This window comes from Catenovulum adriaticum (assembly GCF_026725475.1).
Lineage (GTDB): Bacteria > Pseudomonadota > Gammaproteobacteria > Enterobacterales > Alteromonadaceae > Catenovulum > Catenovulum adriaticum.
This window is the reverse complement of sequence record NZ_CP109966.1, coordinates 186,471-206,407: the sequence shown is the minus strand read 5'-3', so window position 1 is coordinate 206,407 and position 19,937 is coordinate 186,471. Positions and strand designations below refer to the sequence as shown.

The 19,937-nt window shown below is 39.7% G+C and carries 9 protein-coding genes; all 9 read right to left on the bottom strand.

All coding sequences use genetic code 11. From position 1 onward, the window contains the following. Positions 1-336 precede the first annotated feature (336 nt). A complete protein-coding gene (locus OLW01_RS14640; RefSeq protein WP_268076675.1) occupies positions 337-2,271 on the bottom strand; it encodes an amylosucrase in 1,935 nt (644 codons plus the stop codon). A 574-nt stretch (positions 2,272-2,845) separates the two neighbouring features. Next, positions 2,846-4,357 carry a tryptophan halogenase family protein gene (locus OLW01_RS14635; protein ID WP_268076674.1) on the bottom strand — a complete coding sequence of 504 codons (1,512 nt, stop codon included), beginning with the start codon at positions 4,355-4,357 and terminating at the stop codon, positions 2,846-2,848. A gap of 20 nt (positions 4,358-4,377) precedes the next feature. Next, on the bottom strand, positions 4,378-5,898 hold the full coding sequence (locus OLW01_RS14630) for a 2OG-Fe(II) oxygenase family protein (RefSeq protein ID WP_268076673.1): 1,521 nt from the start codon (positions 5,896-5,898) through the stop codon (positions 4,378-4,380). 157 nt (positions 5,899-6,055) lie between these two features. Beyond that, complete coding sequence (locus OLW01_RS14625) at positions 6,056-8,524, bottom strand: TonB-dependent receptor (RefSeq protein WP_268076672.1); 2,469 nt, start codon at positions 8,522-8,524, stop codon at positions 6,056-6,058. A gap of 557 nt (positions 8,525-9,081) precedes the next feature. Beyond that, positions 9,082-10,128, bottom strand: coding sequence for a LacI family DNA-binding transcriptional regulator (locus OLW01_RS14620; protein ID WP_268076671.1), 1,047 nt, complete (start codon positions 10,126-10,128; stop codon positions 9,082-9,084). A 225-nt stretch (positions 10,129-10,353) separates the two neighbouring features. Beyond that, on the bottom strand, positions 10,354-11,784 hold the full coding sequence (locus tag OLW01_RS14615) for a glycoside hydrolase family 32 protein (RefSeq protein ID WP_268076670.1): 1,431 nt from the start codon (positions 11,782-11,784) through the stop codon (positions 10,354-10,356). A gap of 19 nt (positions 11,785-11,803) precedes the next feature. Continuing rightward, entirely contained in the window at positions 11,804-13,030 is a 1,227-nt protein-coding gene (locus OLW01_RS14610) for an MFS transporter (protein ID WP_268076669.1), read from the bottom strand. A gap of 356 nt (positions 13,031-13,386) precedes the next feature. Further along, entirely contained in the window at positions 13,387-18,378 is a 4,992-nt protein-coding gene (locus OLW01_RS14605; RefSeq protein WP_268076668.1) for a family 78 glycoside hydrolase catalytic domain, read from the bottom strand. A 108-nt stretch (positions 18,379-18,486) separates the two neighbouring features. Further along, a complete protein-coding gene (locus tag OLW01_RS14600) occupies positions 18,487-19,857 on the bottom strand; it encodes a sulfatase family protein (protein ID WP_268076745.1) in 1,371 nt (456 codons plus the stop codon). Positions 19,858-19,937 lie beyond the last annotated feature (80 nt).

The window sequence follows — 19,937 nt, the reverse complement described above, 5'->3', positions numbered from 1 at the left end:
AAAAAATGCTTAGTAATTTTTAGTCTCTCTCACAATAGTGACTCAGCGTTGCCCTGACTTGTTCAGTGCAACGCTTTGCTAACGCTCGCTAACTTATGAGTATTTACACGACTTTCACTTAACAGACAATATGACTCACGAGACAGTGCTTAATTTCAGTTTAAAATCAGTACTAAAATTGACTCGATTTTCATTTGTCATTTTGCCACGACAAAACCACCCAACCAGGAATCACAAAAATGATAACCATAAATGGCAATCTGAAAATGCTTCAACGATTCAAAATAAAATAAAGGTGTAACTTCAAATTTAACCCTTAAAATGTACGATTAAGATTCAACAATCAGCCAATAACCATAACGACTGATAAGGAGCCATTTCAAAGTTGTGATTAAACTGAATCGCTAATTTATCTCCACTGATTAAATCAGTTGTCTGCTCAAACTGACTCAAGCCAACCAAAATATCCGGTATCACCTGCTGAGAATGTTCGCTAAAGTTATAAATACAGATCGCCATATCCGACTCATTTTGCCTTTGATAAGCAAAAATATGTGGATTGGTTGTTGGCAGTATTTGAGTTTTAGCCTGACCAAATACGGCATAGTGCTTACGCAATGAAATCGCATGTTTTAACCCGCCCCAAACTTTATTTTGAACTGTACCGGATTGATGCGCCTGTTTAATATGCTTTGCTTCTATCAATGGACGATTTACCCAACGTGCATCATGCTTTTTATGTTCATCTTCTAAAAACCGATAATCATTCAGCATGGCTAGCTCATCGCCGGCGTATAACAGCGGAATACCGCCTATACTTAATAAAATATGATGAATTAATAATATCCGCGCGATTGCATTTTCAATCAAATGCGCGTCGTTTTCAGCCAGCCCTTGCTCAAGACCGGCAAGCGAGGCCAGTGAACCACATACCCGACAATCACCGTTTTCTGGGTTATAACCAAACCCCATACCGCTAGCAAAAGAGCCTTCAAATTGTCCGGTATAAAACTGATTTAAGAACAATCGATGATCATAGCCATTTATACCAACTCGCCCGGCATCCGCATCATCAAATGTCCAGCCAATATCATCGTGACACCTAGCATAATTAACCCAAGTACAATTTTCATCAATTTCAAATCTGTGGCTCAATGACTGGTTTAATAAGCGCGTTTTTCGAGTCGCCAAACTGTTCCAAATCAATGCCATTAATAATGGGTTATAGGAGAGCTGGCATTCTTCAGGCTTAATATATTTAGCCACTTCATCCGGATGAACGATCGCCTCAGATTTAAATACCACACTCGGCGCTGCAATTTTTAAACAAGTATTAAATGCCTGAATCAATAGATGGGCTTTTGGCCGATTCTCACAGTCGGTGCCCATATCTTTCCAGATAAAGGCTAGAGCATCCAGCCTAAGAGCGTCACAACCCAGATTGGCTAAAAATAGCATTTCACCAACAATTGCATTAAATACACTCGGATTAGAATAGTTTAAATCCCACTGAAAACTGTTAAAAGTGGTCCAGACCCACCTATCTATATCCTCTAGATAGGTAAAGCTACCTCTTCTGACCTGAGGGAAAATTTCGCGTAAATGGTTTTCATATTGATTAGGGATGGTTTTATCGTCAAAAAAATAATAATAGTCACAGTAGTCAAGCTCTCCCTGTCTTGCTTTTACCGCCCAGTCATGCTCATCAGATGTATGATTAAAAACAAAATCCAGCACTAAACTAATTCCGGCTTTATCCAAAATTTTCGCCAGATTATTTAAGCTTTTAATTGTACCTAATTCTGGGTTAACACAACGATAATCGGATACAGCATAACCACCGTCACTGTCCCCTTCAGGTGATTTATATAGTGGCATCAAGTGCAAGTAAGTGATACCTAAATCTTGATAATAATCTACTTTGGTTGCTAAATCGTCGAGATCTTTTGCAACCAAATCAACATAACAAGCCATGCCCAACATTTTTTCAGACTGATGCCAAAGAGGATTAGCTAGTCGTTTTTTATCACGATTTTTAAGTGCACGGGATCTTTGTTTAAAGCTAGCCAGTAGAGCACTAACTAGTTGTTCAATCTGATAATGCAAATCATATCTTGACTGATAAATTTCAACTAGATTTTCAAATAAACTGGGAAAATGTTGCTCAAGCCGTTTTTTAAAGAGGCGTTGATCAACTTTACTCAGTTGTTCAATATCCAATCGATTGAGAATGCGATTCAGGCTGCGCTGGCTTTCAAGTTTCAGGTTCATAAGTTTATACGCTCTATCATATTGCAAAAAAAGCAAGGCTGGGCAGAATCATAAATAGCAAATACGGCTATTTGCGCGATATCGGTTACCTGAAATTATCAGGTGCACCAGCCTTGCAACAGGGCCTTTAAAGGCAAAACTTTTTTTGCTCAAACTATTGAGCAAATATTAATTAATTTTTAAGACCAGGCTCACAACAGAGCTTACTTGAAAATCTAAATGCATTAAGTTTTTTGTTTTTTTCTGTCAAAACTGCATTTAATCCGGATTAACCTGTTTATTCATCAGTAAGCAAATATAAACAGTGCCTCCAGTGTAAGCAACACACCTTATTAATTCCATTCTCAAACCGACTAAATGTTTATTACTTGTTATAAATTAAATTAAGAATACCTTTAATATTGATAAAATCAAGTAAAACTTAATCGTTTAAGTTGTTTTTTTTCAAGTATTTTATTAAGAGGGTTAAACGTGATAGATAACTACTTAATTATTGATATAGCAGAGTGGTTTTAGGCAATATTTAAAAGCAATTGCCGATCCACTGAGTCACAAACCGGCAATAATATAAGAATTATAGAGAGCCAAAGGACTTGCAGTATTTTTCTATATAGCTCTTGTGATTAGGCATTTGCGAAGCGGCTGATTGCATTGCCAATTTTAACTTATTTAACCAGTCTGTAGCCTGAACATTTCTATACTTCATCAGAGGATCTAACTTATCCGGAATATTCCCCTGCCCGATATGAACAGCCAACCAGCTTGCATTACCAAATAAATCCATTTCTCTAGGTATTAACCTGCCGTATTGTTTAAAATGTTTAATCTTGTATGCCAGTGGCTCAGGAATAGACATATTTTTACAATAGCGCCAAAGCTCACTGTCCTCACGTTCAGTGAGGCAATAATGCAAAATAATAAAGTCTCGGATATTTTCTATTTCGTTAATTGCGATCCGGTTATATTCATCGATCGTATCCTGTGCGAAAGATTTATCTGGAAACAGCGCTAGCAATTTTGCAATACCCGCTTGGATTAAATGAATACTGGTAGATTCGAGCGGTTCTAAAAATCCGCTGGATAAGCCAATGGCTACCACGTTTTTATTCCAGAACTGTTTACGTCGGCCAGTTTTAAATTTAAGCAGTCTCGGTTCGGCCAAAGCATCGCCATCAAGATTATTCATAAGGACAGAACAGGCTTGATCCTCGCTCATAAACTCACTGCAAAATACATGGCCATTGCCAGTGCGATGCTGAAGCGGAATACGCCATTGCCAGCCAGCTGCGTGTGCGGTTGATTTAGTAAAGGGTGTCAGCTCTTTTAACTCACATGGGACAGCCCATGCACGGTCACACGGCAACCAGTGGGACCAGTCCTGATATCCGGTTTTTAAAGCGTCTTCTATTAATAAGCCTCTGAAACCTGAGCAATCAATAAATAAATCTGCTGGCAGTACTTGCGCGTTTTCAAGAATAACATCTTTGACAAAACCAGTTCTTGGATTCAGGTTAACTTGAGCGACCTTGCCTTCAATTCGTTTAACGCCTTTTGCTTGAGCGTAACGGCGTAAATATTGAGCATATTGTCCGGCATCAAAATGATAGGCATATTCAAACGTAGACAGTACGTTCCGAGGATCGGCTAAGGGTGGGGAAAATTTACCCAATTTTGCGGCAGCCCAAGCCATGCAATAATCGTCAAACGCAGAGACTTGATCTGTTTCTCGTCCAGCTAACCAATACTGATGAAGATTCACCATATCAAACTGTTTACCATAAGCTCCAAACGGATGAAAGTAAGTATGTTCAGACTTTCCCCAGTTTATAAACTGTATGCCCAGCTTAAAAGTGCCCTGAGTATGCTTTAAAAACTCATTTTCGTTAATGCCTAACGTCTGATTAAAAGTCCGAATCGGCGGAATCGTCGCTTCACCAACACCGACAGTACCAATTTCTTCAGATTCAACTAAAGTGATGTTGCAGCCACGATGAAGTGCATTAGACAATGCGGCTGCTGTCATCCAACCAGCGGTTCCGCCGCCAACAATTAAAATTTCTTTGATTGAATTATCATTATTATACATAGACATACCTTACTAATCATTTAGCGTTGAATGCTTTGTGGCGGTTTAACGTCAAATGCAACAACCAGACGCCTTCCGTCTTCAAATGGCACAGTTGAGTGCCACATAGTTGAAGGAAATAAGACCAGCTGACCAGCTTTGGGCTCAATTTTGCAATAAGGTGCCAAATTCATCTTCAACTCAGGTGGCGGCGTACCAAACTGTAGCCAACCGGCCGGTGCATCCCCCATTTTTTTCTGGCTTGGTAAATCAATATATAGCGCTGAACTTATCCAGCCCATCGGATGAGTATGACTGACATTAAATCCCTGCGATTTGAGTCTAACAGACCAACTACCGGAAAACTGGATCCGACCATTTAAAGCATTTTGTCTATCTACTCCCAGCAACGGATGCCCCTTCATAAACTCAGGTAAACTAGCAACATATTTTTTGACCTGTTTTTGTATTTGTTGCTTCAAATTTTGAATCACTGGCTGGTGGCGTAAAAATAAATTCTGATCGGTTTGAGTGCCACCTCGGACTGATTGTTGAGCAAACGGGTTAACCGATGTATGAAGCTGATTTAAGTTATGTTTCAAAGCGCTCAGCTGACCGGAATTTAAATTAAGTTTTTGAGTTTTTATAAAATTACCACATGAACTCGCTTGATCCGAATCAATACCATCTAACCAGCGAGATTTTTTTTTGTCAGTCATGCGCCAAATCAAAGATAAATAGGGCCAAAACGCCATAGCAGAGGGAGTGTGGAGGGCATTTAATGCGATAGCTTCTGCCTGCTTATATTCGCCTTTTTTAAGTCCGGCGCGAATCATGGCCATATCACGCATGGTATCATTCAGATGAGCTGTTTTAGCAAATAAAAATTCAGCTGTGTCTTCATCTTCAGATTCACTGGCAATAAATAAACGAGCCAGCAGCAGTTCGTCACGAGACTGACCAAACAAAGTTTCTGCCTGTTCAATCACCTTTAACGCATCAGTCCAAGCTTTTACTTGTGCTAACTGACGAAACCATTCCAACCAAATTTCAATATTATTGGGGAGTTGTGCGGTTGCAATCCGGTAAGACTCAGTGAAACTATCTGTCTGCCCCTGAGTATACCGTTGCGATGCTAACAATTTATGGCCTGCAAGCCAGTCCGGATACTGATGTAAAGCAGATATTAACAGCCGCTGTGCTGCCTCATATTCTCCTTCAACAACCAATGCCATTGCCCGACCACGCACCGCATTCAAATCACCAGGCTTTAATTGATTCAAATAATTAAATGCGTCATAACTTGGCAATCCGCAAAAAAAAAGGCTCTGAGCAAATGCAATTGCACAATCATAATCTTTTGGATTTATACGTAAAGCTTGTTTAAACGCTTGCATCGCCTCAAACTCTAACGCTTCTTCATGATATGCAAACCCTAACAATCTCCAAGCTTCAAACCAATTTTTATTTGCTTTAGTTAAAAATTGTAACTGTTTAATTGCCTGAATTGAGTTTCCTTGCTGAATTAAATAAACCGCTTGCGAAAGCGCTTGATTTTGCATTTGATAATCCTGTTAGCAATCTAATCTGACGCTCTGATACACTGACATTAGCACAATATAGTTCAATGCACCTGAGGCTCAAATCAAATAAAAGTAGCAGCCGTTTGGACTGCTACTTTTCAGAATCTAAAATGTAAACTCTTAGTAAAAGTTAGTATTATTCAAAACTGACTTTTACGGAGGCTGTAATAGTACGGCCTAACACTGGGTTAACCAATAACGTAGCTCGCTGGCTGGCTTCATCTACATTAATAACTTGTCCCGGGCTACGTACCGCAAATTCATTAAAGATGTTATAACCTGTTACACTGAATTCTAGGTTTTCTGTTGGAGCATATCTTACACTTGCACCCCAAGTAGTTGAACCTTCATATTTATCCAGTGAACCACGAGCATAAGTTTCAGTTTGCCCTGTCATATTAATCCCGGCTATCCATTCATCATTAAAATCATAGTTAGCAGACATAGTATAAGTTAGGTTTGGAATTTCCCAAGCTTCACTCCAACTGCTGTCGCCTGCCGCTCGGGCTTGAGCATCTGTTATAGTCGCATTTGCAATTAGGTTTAAACCACCCCATCTTAACGACCCTAAAACTTCAGCGCCTTGAGATTCATATTCGCTGTCTAGTACACAACCACCACTCGGGCAAGACGGCGTAGATGTTGGCTCAAATGCGCTTTGAGTGAAGTCACCTTGCAATAAGGTTAATTCAAACGTGTAATATCCATCTCCACCGGCTACTTCGCCGCGGTTTTTAACACCAATTTCATATTGATTAACTAAGTCTACTGCCGCTGTACGACCAGCTTGCGTCAATGACCCGTCAGCATTAATTTTACCACTCATAGTTTGACGATCTGCGTTAAAGCGACCACCACGCGAGCCCCGGATAAAGAAACTTGTATCATCGGTAAATTTATATAAACCACCAACAGTCCAAGAATTATAGCTTACTGAATAATCCAAGTTTTCTGCTTCTCCGTCTGGAATAATTCCAGGGATAGTCACGTCTTCGCCAGTAACAGTCACATCAATCACATCGCCGCTTGAACCTACAGCCCAACCAGAAGCATCAACAGTATCCCGTCGAACACTCGCATCTACGGTAAATAAATCAGTATCTAAATCAACCGAAAGGTACGGCGCAGTATTGGTATAATCTAAGTCGACTTCACGTGCAACCGGAGCGCCCCATGCATCGTTATAACCAGCAATACCATCCGCCGTTAACTGGTTACCTTGATCATCAAATAAATCTAACATTGCCGGATTGTCACCACCAAGCTCTTTATAAGCACGGTTTGGATGCCAGTCTTGTTCAATTCTTTGGTTCATGTAGAAAAAGCCACCACGAACCGTAATGGTGTTACCGTCGATATACAGTTCTTTGCTTAACGTTAAATCATTCACAAAACTACCAATATCACTAATATTGGTGTTCACGTTAACATTGCCGTCATAATAATCTTTATCATAGGCATCGCCTTGCATAGGGCCGTTAGCGTATACCAAATTTAAATCACCCACAGGTGACATCCCTAAAAATGAGCTGTTAAATGAGCCGCTCATGTCAGTCCATCGCATTTTATTATCTAAAATAAGTTCATCATCAAACACATAGTGCAATTCGTTGCCTATTGAAAAGGCTTTAGTGCTGATACCCGATAAGCCAACTCGTTCAAGACCCCCTTCACGATTTAAAACTAAAAAGTTTTGATTGTTAATTGAGTAATTTGACGCATCGCGGCCATCAAAACCCGGGTATTGCTTAATGCCAGTAATTGAGTAACTACCGTCTGAGTTTTTCTTAGCTTTAGCCAAAGCTGGTGAACCAGTGTAGTTTGGCTCTTGTGTATCAGCCATTTTAACTAAAAAGCGAATATAACTGGTATCATCAGCCAAGAACTTAGTGAGGTTGGCTTTAATTTGCATGCTGTCACTCACAACATAACCTGCGTCTAAAGGCCCTTTCCCTACTTTATAATAACCACCAACATGATAATTTACGCTGTCGCTGGCAAAGCCACCATAACGAAAATCAACTTTGGTTTCATCATAACCCACGCCTTTAGTTAATTTAACATGACCACCTTCAATCATGCCATAGTTACTGATGTAGTTAATGATTGCGCCAGGAGCTTGGGACGCGAACGTACCAGCAGTACCACCTCGAACACCTTCAACACGCTCTACAGAAGAATCAAATCGAGTCCAGTAATCATTATTACCAAACTGGATATCACCAAATAACACCGTAGGTAACCCATCTTCCTGAATTTGCACAAACGGAGAACCGCCTGTTGCAACTGGTAAACCACGAACCGCAATATTTGAGTTACCACCCGGGCCAGCTGTACCCGATACCTGAATACCTGGAATCATACGAAAAACTTCAGATTCAGAGCTTGGTTGAAAATCTTTAATCATCTCAGAATCAACACTGGTGACTGCCATGGCAGATTCAATTTGAGTCCTACTGCTTGACGAGCCAGTGATAACAATGGTTTCAAAATCAGATTTCTTTTCTGATTCTGCTTTAGAATCGGCTTCTTCAGCAAATGCTACACCGCTGATGACTGAGTTAATTGAAAGTGCAATCAATGAATACTTAAACGTTTTATTCATTTTTAATATCTCCGAGTGAATCAAAATAAGTTGCAATAACTTGGTCGCTTGCTAATAAATCGATCAGGTTAAGTTTATTAGCTCTACTTAAACTTAACACTTAATCGTTTAAGTTGGTTAAATGTTAGACCCATAATTATATTTTGTAAACACAAAATGTTATATTTTTTTACATATCTACTAAAAATAGATATAATTAATTGAATTTAAAAGATAAATAAAATATAAATTAAGTTAAAAAATAGACAATAATTCGCCAATATTCCAATCGCTGAGCGAAAAATCTTGTGCTTTTTACTCTCTTTTGGCAAAAGATATAACAATAAAAAAGCGTAAATAACTAAAAATCAATCAATTTTGATTGCTTGCGGCTGTAATAGCGCTAAACATAGGTCCCAGATTGAAAAATCGAAAAAGAACTTCATGAAAGGTTGGTAATTGGGGCAGCTAAAAACAACACTGAGACGGATTTAGCGAGGTTAAACAAGGAAAATTAAGTTAAAAAGCCGGGGTCACCAATACAGTAACGATTCCGGCTAAAATTAGTAATAAATATTTTATTCGCAGCTCGAGTTTCGAATAACCAGCTTAACATCCAGTATTTCTTTATCGTTTAACTGCCCTTTTAATAATCTCTGAGCCGCTCGCTCTCCTTTTTGCTTAAGATGTTGATGCACACTACTTAATGTAGGTGTGACCATTGAAGATTCAGGAATATCGTCAAAGCCGACTAATTTAAGTTCTTGCGGTATCTTAATATCAAGTTCTTTCGCTGCAGCAATAACTCCTATCGCAATTTTATCTGTCATACATAAAATGGCATCCGGTCTGGGTGATATCATTAAAGCTTCTCTTGCCGCCTGCACTGCTGCATCGTGCGTATTGACAGGCACATGCCAAATTAAATCTGGAGTCACGTCCAGTTGGTGATCTTTAAGCGCCTGAATATATCCATTTAAACGACGCCGCGAGACAGCTTCAGATTCGTCATATAATTCACCCTGGGTAATCCGGCAGACTCTGTCTGAATGAATTAATCTTAAACCCAAAATAGCTACTCTGCTTACTGACTGCTCAAGAACATGCTCTGCTATTTTATAAGCGGCCTGATAATTATCTATATTTACAGACGCAAATCCTGGTGCATCAAAATCAACCGTAATAATAGGCTTCCCTTGTTTAATAATGCGTTCAAATAGTGGATTATGATCCTGCGAACCATAAATAATAAAACCATCAGGTAAAGCTTCAATTCCGGTAGAAGGCGCATCGCCATGCGCCCCAGATAACATCAGTAATTGTTTACCGTTCTTTTCAAGAACTTCTGAAATCCCTTGTAAAAACTGATTCGCAACCGGATCCGTAAAATGATAAGCCAATGAATCAGTTAACAAAACAGCGATAACCCCAGACTCGCCTTTGCGCAATGAACGAGCGGCAATATTAGGGCCGTGATAGCCTAGCCGCTCGCATTCGGCTAATAATTTTTCGCGTAAATGTGCTGATAATTGATCTGGTCTGTTAAAAGCGTTTGAGATCGTCGCAGTAGAGACATTCAATATTTCAGCAACTTTTTTCAAAGTAAGGGGTCTTTGGGTTGACATTTTTCCTACCAGTTATGTTTTTTAGGATCGACTCACCTAAAGTTTAAGCTTTAGGCAAACAGGAAATTAATCTCTGGTAATCTAAAAGCATTAAGAAAATAAATCAAAGGATTTCAGCAATTTCTAAAATTCTTTAAGCATTAAATTAAGTTGCTGATCGGAAATAAAGCCAACTTGCGCGTCTATAGTGCTAACTTTATTCCCAATCCAGCAAAAGCTCTTTTACTATTTAATTTCAGCCAGAGATATCTTTTTATCACCCGTATTATCCGAACTAATTTCAATCCGGTTGAATGGCTGAGTAGGTAATAAGCAAATGGTCATCGTTGTAGAGCCCTGTTGCCAAAACACTTCCAGTGAACTTGTATCCAAAACCAGCCTGGCATTCACTTTGCCGCTGTCAATAAAGGTTTTGGCTTCTAGTCTGGGGGTTCTCCATAATTTATAAGACCAACCGGCTTGACTACGATCAACCACCAGCTTTTGCCTTTGTGGCAAATATTTTAACTCGACCGTTTCTCCGGCGTCATTAAACATACGTATGTAAAGTTTGTCTGATTGTGTAATTTCGCAGCTCAGTTGAATATCTAATGCGCTTTTCTGCGACAAAGGAAGGGAGAGTACCTTATCACTGGCAGTAACCTCACTTACTATCTGAGAACTATCCAACACTTCTTTTGCTGGCAGATTTGTCACATAAAAGTTGCCATCAATTTGTGTGAGCGATAAATCTCTTGGCAAACACATAGCCCCTCGCCATGGGAAAGTTGGCATATCTTCCGCATATGTCCAATTAGACATCCAGGCAATCAAAGTACGCCTGTTATCTATCGTTTGTCTGCCGTCCCAAGTGACTCCTGCATAATTATCCGGACCATAATCTAGCCAGCGAACATCCTGATGCTCTGCTTTAAACTGCACACCATCAAAATCACCAATAAAATATTGAGTACCGCTTCCGCCATTAGGTCCACCGGGTACGAGACTAACCAATAAAACCCATTTTTTAATGCCGGTTTCAGTGGTTAATTCAAATAAATCCGGACATTCCCATTCGCCCTGATGAGAACCGTCATCTTCACCAAAACTACTGATGTGCGCCCAATCAAATAAATTTTTTGAGGCATAAAATTCAATGCTATGGCCCGCAGTTAAAGCCATGATCCATTGTGAACTGGCTGGGTGCCATGATACTTTCGGATCTCTAAAATCAACAATGCCTGGATTTTCAATTACAGGATTATTAGCATATTGTTGCCAGCTATCCCCCCCATCCAGACTGTAAGCTAAACTCTGCCTTTGCACTTCGGTATTGGCTTCAGTATGAGTGAATAATGCAACCAATGGAGGATGTTCGCCCGTCTGTAAACCACTGGTATTATCATAATCAACCACAGCACTGCCTGAGTATATATACCCTAGCCCTTTAGGAGACATCTCAACTGCAACCGGATGATGATGCCAGTTTACTAAGTCTGTCGAGGTCGCATGACCCCAATTCATATTACCCCAATCATTACCATGAGGATTGTATTGATAAAATAAGTGATACTTTCCGTTGTAATACACTAAACCATTAGGATCATTCATCCAGTTCTGTTCTGGTGTGAAATGGGCCTTGGGTCGCCATTGCGGCGTAAATATATTATTTGGCATAACTTGAAACCTCTAAAATTTATGCAGCGTCTAGCGACGATTCCGCCTGTTCTACTTCTTTGATGTGTTTATCCGTTGGATCAAATATCCAGTTATAAATGCAACCTGCACATAATAAAAATGCAAAACCCGCTGCTAAAACAAAACCATGTTTAGCGTCGCCTCCCATCAAATCACTATATAAGCCCATAATTAATGGACCAAACGAGGCCGCGGCTGCAGTAGAAAACAAAAGCACACCTGCAATAGCACCATGCTCATGTTTAGGAAAACAACTAATTCCTTTTGAATTTAAGGTGGGATAAATCATAGCCATAAATAAACCTGATAAAGGAAGCAGAAACACAGCAACGTTTAACCCAAACCAAATACTTGCCAAATAACAAATGGCAATAGCTGCTGAAAATACCACCATAGCAACTTTCCAACACACTAAGCGTAAAAACCAAACCGCCAAAAATCGTCCACTTGCACGTAAAGCAAAGAAAATAGATAAAGACCAAGTTGCAGCCCACGCGTATGAACCTGTGTAGTCTTTTAATAAAGTCGGCATCCAAACGTAAATAGCCGCTTCAGCCGCTACGTATAACGCAATTAGAACTGAAAACCCTAGCGCATAAGGGCTTTTTAACATGGCAAAGGTACGGCTTAAATTGACTTTTTCAGTTGATTTATGCTGGTGCACTGGATAAGCAACTAATGCGGCAATCACGCATAATACAATACACACGCCACCCGCAATAATGTATAAAAATTTCCAGTTAATACCGGCTAATAAAAGTGATGTAACGATGAATGGTCCTATGATGGCACCAACCCCAAAAAAGCCTTCCGCCAGATTCATCGTAATTGTATGTTCATGAGACGTTTTTGAGATATCTCCAATCAGGGCTAACGCCCCCGTTTTAAATATCCCAATAGCCAAACCTGACAAAATTAATAAAAATAAGAAAAAACTAAACGTATTGCCGACTGCGAACAAACCACAAGCTAATGAGAATAAAGCCAAACCGATAATGATTGTTTTTTTACGACCAATTTTATCTGCTAAAAAGCCAAGTCCAATTCCGCCTATTGCAATGGCAGCCATAGGCCCATAATGGAAAGCACCTGCAGCCGTAAGACTCAAATTAAACTCCTGAATAATCTCAGGAATAATCACCCCAACCGCATCGGTTGTCATAGCGAACATCATAAACATTAAATATGTTAGCCACTTTATGGTTTTAATATTATTTGGTTGCATAAGCACTACCTATAGTTAAATTAACTTAAACGATTAAGTTAATTTAGACTTATTTTTAATAAAATACAAGAACATTTCTTTAACTTTTTGACAAAAGATTAAAATAATTAGTTTATGCTGCAATCAATCTAGCTAAATGATTATTTAGATGACAGCTAGCGCTGCACTCAGCAAACCTTCAAGAATCTTCGTTGTAATATTTGCGAGCCGTTCTTTCGATTAAGTAAAAGGCTTGCGCGAACTTAAGTATCATTTAAAGCAAGCAAAAGTAAGCTTAACTGAATAGGTTTATTCAGTCGAAGAGAGAATTGACAGTGATCTATTGATCAATCACTGTCAGTTTATAAATTATACGATCATTGGTATTGCATAATAATATGGTGGTTACCCGCGCTCAATAAACTAAGTTCTACCCCATTTTTTATGCGTTGGTAATTTACTTTTTTATCATTAAGCATCACCTGTTTAATGGTTTTTGCATCGTTAATAGGTAATACCACTTGTGCTTTTGTATTGCCCGGTATGCTTAATTTTAAGCTAAATTCATGTCCTATTTTTTGCTGTATATCAACCACGACAGGTCCTTTAATTGTAGGCACTTTGCCTGAAACCTGAGTCAAACTGGCTGGTTGAGGGGCTATTTTAATCATCGAAAATCCACTGGCTTTTGGTCTCACCCCTAAAATAAATCGACCCACGATATTACCCGGAACAGAGCCCCAAGCATGATTCCAATCTTGATTGGGTTTAAATTTATCATCCCAAGCTTCCATCGTAATCGTCGACCCTTGCCTGATCATGTTATACCAACTTCGTTCTGTAGTAGAGGTTAATAACGACAAGGCATAATCCGCTTCGCCGTGTAAATACAAAGCATCCATTAAATACTGGGCAAAATAAACACTAACCGCCATCCCTTTTTGCTTAACAAATTTAATAACTTTGTCGCGTTTGTCATCTTCAATCAAACCAAAAGCAAGTGGTAAAATGTTTGCATGCACAGCGCTGTGATCCGTGCCAATGCCATCTCGGTATAACCCAGTTTTTGGATTGAATAGCTTTTGATTAAATACTTGACGTACCCGCTTCGCTTTAGCGCGGTAATAACGCTCATCTTCGTTAAAACCAAGTACCTTAGCGATATCTGCCATTTGCTTTAAATTTAAATAATAAAACGCATTTACTACGGTATTGACTGGCCGCATGTCGTAATTATCACGCTCCGCCGGTGGCCAATCAACAATATCGCCAAGTTGTTTGGCAGGTATCCGTTTAGGAAAAGTGGATAGTAATCCATGTTCGGCTTCATATTGTTCGAGCGTTTTCTCAGATTTGAGCTGTTGATAAAATGCGGCTAACGACTCTGTATCACCTGTGTACATCCAATCTGTCCAAGCCATCATAATGGAATGTTGCTTCCATTCAGTTGGCCAAGTTGGATGTTGCATTAAATACTCATGCGAATGTCGCGCTAAACTAAATTCATCGTCAACATAATAATGAGATAGCTGATTAATATAAGCGTCTGCTTCATACGGAATTCGCTCCCGGTCACCATCAACATAAATGCCTGCAAAGCTAGTCGCTTTCATACTGTATTTACACAGCTGCCAGATTTCATCCAAAATAGCGTCCGAAGAACTAAAGTTAGATTGAGTTTGCTCAAATGGGTAATGCAACATCATCAGTGACGCATTTATATCTGACAATTCAAGCCCTTGCGGATCAAGCTCGACAAATCGAAATGGCGCAATTCGACCAAACTGTGCGGGGATCGCAATCGCTTTCCCAGATTTAGTATTGCGCTTATCACGGGGTGGGTGCACGGCATATACGTCTGATTTTTCATTCACGTCAAGTGGCACTTGATAATAACGCACACTTGAGGCTTTAGGCAGCTGACTAATAATGCCCTGTTCTGCACCATTTGTATTACCACGTTCTCCAAAATGTACTTTTACCCTTCCCGCTTTATTACTGGTTAATGCGAGCGACAAATAACCAAATCCAACTTTACCAAAGTCAATAAAATAACGGCCTGACGGCAATTTTTTAATCGCCACAGGCGGTACTTTTTCAAGCTGTAAATCATACCGACTGGCTAACTTATTATCTTGCTTAGCCATAGTAAATTGCTGAGGTGCAGACCAAGCGCTAACATAGTTTTGTTGATTAGCGTGTGTCCAAACTCTAACCCGCCATTGGTATGACTGCCCTTGAATAAGCGTTTTTTTAGACAAACCGTTCGCGCTTGAATTTTGTCCTGCTAATTTGCCTGAATCCCAAACCTTTTGTTTGTCATGAGTTAATCCCGTCTCAAAGCTTTCTTCGGCTTTAATGATTTGGATTTGATAAGCCGTTTGTTTAGCAAACTCTGCTTGATTAGCCAATTGCCAAGAAAACTCGGGTTGTAAATCGTTAATTTGGCTAACCTGAGTCCCTTTTAATAACTCAACTCTCAGCTGATAAGGTGCGATCGCTAATTGAGTTTCAGCTTGTTGTGCCAGTTCGTCAGTGTTAATCGTGAGTTTATATTCGCCCGTGAAATATTTTTTAGCTTGTTTATTAGGTAAGCGAACGACAGCCGTTGAATTATCCGGAATGGTAAAATGCCAAATAATTTGCCCGTCTTTTCTTTCCCAACGGCTTGAAATCATTCCATAACCAGTTTGATAGTTGACCTGAACTTGATTTAATTGGCTTGGAAACACAGGGGCAAGTTCAAAGTCTTGAAACCCAACCGAATCGTCTAACGCTCTGATCCCACCTAAACCTTCATAAAACCAACCATCGTAACCACTATGAAAAGGATGATTTAAAGAACGAATGGGCGCTTTATCTTTGCGTGGCTCAAATTGCCCCTTGCGCTCCCAAAGTGTAGTGCCGTCTAATTCATCAAATAGATATGAAAAACCCGGATAGCCTTTGGCTGTAAAAATATTAAAAGCCGTATCCGTATAACCATAATCACTTAACGCACGATATAACCAAGTTTGCCCTAACGCACCAACCGATGAATGGCCTTGCCAATTTTCAATCACATCTTTATTTAACGCATCAGCCACGGATTGTTTTAAATGCTCAGGGGTCAGATCAAAACGAATTGCCGTCGCATCAGCGGTTTGGCTGCCATAATGCCCTGTTTTAGGATTATATAAGGTTTGATGAAAGCTTTGTCGAATACGATTAAACAATTGATTAAACCGTTTTTCATCTGCTGATTTATTGAGCTTATTCGCAATTTTTGACATTAAATTGGCAGAACGCGCAAACAATGCACTACTGGTGACCAAAGTGCTGGTTTGTTGCGATACACCTCGCCCGCCTACTCGGGGCATACCCGGTTCTGGAACCGGATCGCACCAATCACCGTATCCATTTTTTGTTAAATAATCAGTTAGTTGCGTTTGCCCAAACGCCATATACTCTAACAAACTCTCATATTGAGTAGCTAACGTTTGTAAATCACCATAGGTACGGTAATTTTCCCATGCAATAAAGACTTCAGCCGCGGCCCAATCAATTTTTTCACCCGCGGTGCGTTTTCCGGGCACAACAACAGGGGCAACATAGCTGGCGGTTTTAAAATCAGCTAAATATTTTCGCCAGAAAGTTTCCATATCAAAATTATAGTTACCGGTTATTAATGCTGCATGAGCGTCGCCAGTCCACCCCGCTTTTTCACGGTTAGGGCAATCTAACGGCACACTCATTAAATTACTTTCGTAGGTCCACAGTGCAGTTTGATGAATTTTATTCACTAATGGATCCGAACTAGCAAAGTCCCCCACTCGCTTTACATCGCTACGTAATAATTGCGCACTTAAATCGGTTAATTTAGGGGCTTTAGTCAAACCGGTAATTTCAATATATCTAAAGCCACGCCAAGTAAAGCTAGGACGCCAAATAGATTGATCTTTCGCTGTTGAGGCAATATAACCATCAACCGCATTTAGATGTGTCGCCCAGCTGCCGCCACTTAATTGGCTAATATTGCCTTTTTTATCCGCCCATTCAGCATAACGTAAAAGCAAAGTTTGCTGATCGGCTAAATTAAGTTCTGCGATATTTAAACTAGGCAAGCCAGTAAAATTTTGTCCAAAATCAAAAACCCAAACACCTGGCTCTGGGTTAAGCAAAGCAACAGGTGTTACGGTTTGTTGCTTACGAATAGGTGGAAGTCGCTGAGGCTCTAAACGCTGCGTCGGCCATTTATTTAATACCTGCACAGCTTGCCAGTCACTATCTTGGTTAGCCGAATCAGTTTTTTTTGATGATTGACGATTCCAATTTTTATCAATTTTTTTAGCGTCAAATAACTCGCCTGAAAATATCCCTTCTTTTAATACTGCAGAAGGTTTACTTTGCCATTGTTCATTACTGGTAATGCTGGTTTTACTACCATCAGAGAAAGTAATATCGAGTTGTGCAATAAATTTAGGCTGACCATAAGACAAAGATTTTTTCTTTTTTTCAGATTGCTTTTTATCTGGATTAGTCCACAAACTAAACGCAATATTTTCATCATACCAGCCACTGGCTAAATGAACGGCAATGGTATTTTGACCTTGGTTTAATAAAGTAGCGACTGGATCCGTGTTATAAAGAATACGTTTATCAAAGTCAGTTTGTCCGGGATCCATTAACCTATCGCCAATACGCTGGCCATTAATATATATTTCGTAATAACCTGCTGCGGTGCTGTGTAATTTGGCTGTTTGTATTGTTTTGCCAAGCGTAAATTGATGTCTAAATAAACTCGCTGTCGGCTGGTTTTGTAGTTTTTGAATGGCTGGTTTTGCAATCTCACCTTGTTCAGTTTCAACTGTACCCACTAAGTTGATCCATTTTTTAACGGCTTGGTTTTGGGTAACAATAGTTGGATTTTTCACCTGTAACCAATTGGCTTTCCAGTCAGCTTTGGTGAGTAGCCCCATTTCCCAATGGCTTATTTCGCTCCAATCATTCGCCTTTTTTTGCCCTTTTTGCCAAACACGAACGCGCCAAAACACCTTTTGGTTAGACAATAAAGCTTTACCTTGATAGCGAACATTCAAAGATTGGCGAGCTGTTACTTTTCCACTATCCCACAAGTCTGGTTGATTATCTAATAGCAAATTAACCGAAGATGCCGCTTGAATATGGTAAGCCACCTGCTGTTTTACATTGGCATGCCATGAAAGCCTAGGGGTTTGATTATGAACATTGAAGACCTGAGGCTGATCTTCAACTAATAAATTTGAAGCGGGTGTATTGTTTAGGTCAGCTATATCAGGCGACTGCCCAGCGGTTGTCAAACAACCTAACAACATTATAAAAATAGGGATGAGTAACAAATACTTGCGCATAAACATATCGCCTTTTATTTTCCTAACCATATCGCTTTGCGATAAATATGAAAAAACCTTTAACGGTAAGCTAAAGGTTTTTTAATTGTGTATGCTGGTTGGTCGTGCTTACAGCACCATTTTTCTATTGTTAAGTGGATACCACTGGACTAATTTTTGCTTTAATTTTTCAACTATTTCAGGATGCTGATCAGCCAAGTTGTTTTTCTCATGCTCATCTTTACTTAAGTCAAATAACCTAGGTTTTTGAGTTAATTGGTCATGATATTTTTGATAACTCACATTTTTACCATCGTAGCTAACAATTAACTTCCAGTTTTTATGAATCACCCAGCGATATAAAAGCGTTGATTCAGGCTCGTTGATATCATCCATATCATGCGCAAAGCCTTCGCCAAAAATCGTATCGCGTTTAATTGGCTTTTCTTGTGTGAGTTGCTCAATCATATTAATGCCAGGTAAACCTTTTGGTACGTCGACACCGGCAGCCCCTAAAATAGTAGGCACTATATCAATACTGCTTGATAATTCAGGGCGCATTTGCGGGTCAATCTTAGCAGGCCATGAGTACATAATTGGCGTGCGAACCCCACTTTCATTCGGGCTTTGTTTAGACTTAGGTAAAAAACGGTCAGTTTGTGACGGGTTAGCAATCCAACCATTATCAGATACATACACAATTAAGGTATCTTCTTTTAAACCACGTTTTTCTAAATGGTTAAAAATTTCGCCATTGGTTTCATCAAACCATTCAATCATTGCATAATATTTAGCAACAGACTCAGATAAACCTTTATCTTTATATTTGTTATAAATTCTTTCAGGCGGTGTATGAGGTGAATGCGGCATAAAAGGCGCATACCAGACAAAAAACGGTTTATCTTGAGCCGATACTTTGTCAATAAACTGGGTAATTTTATCAACACCCTGACGGCCTATTTTTAAACCATCGTCACCATGGCGACCACCGGGTTTTGGAAAGCCTCGAGTCATGCCTTCGTCAAATCCACCTCGGCTAAAACTTCCTTCCCACCATTTACCCGTTTGTAACGAAACATAACCTTCGGGTTTTAATAAATCGGCCAATGTCGCTACCTGATCAATTTTGGCAATAATTTCAGATCTTTGCTGCTGATAGAGCTCACCTTTTTTTCCACCTGGTAGTTCTCGTGATGGATCATTGCCGGTAATACCGTGTTGATGCGCGTAAAGACCCGTTGCAATCGTCGCTAAAGAAGGGCGGCACAAAGAGGTAGGTACATAAGCTCGTTTAAAAGTTGCACCTTGGTGTGCTAATTTATCTAATGATGGCGTTTTAACAATATCATGCCCCATAAAGCCATAATCATTCCAGGCATGATCGTCTGATAAAATCAGCAATATATTCGGTTTTTTAGCTAATTCTTCAGATTCTGCTTTATTAGATGCCTGCTGAGTGATATCCGCTTGTTGGCCACAAGCAGATAAACCAACGGCCATTACAGCAGCTATTAAACTTTTAATCTTAAACACACTTTTCTCCTATTGGTGCCATTAAACCGCACTACACATTCTATAGC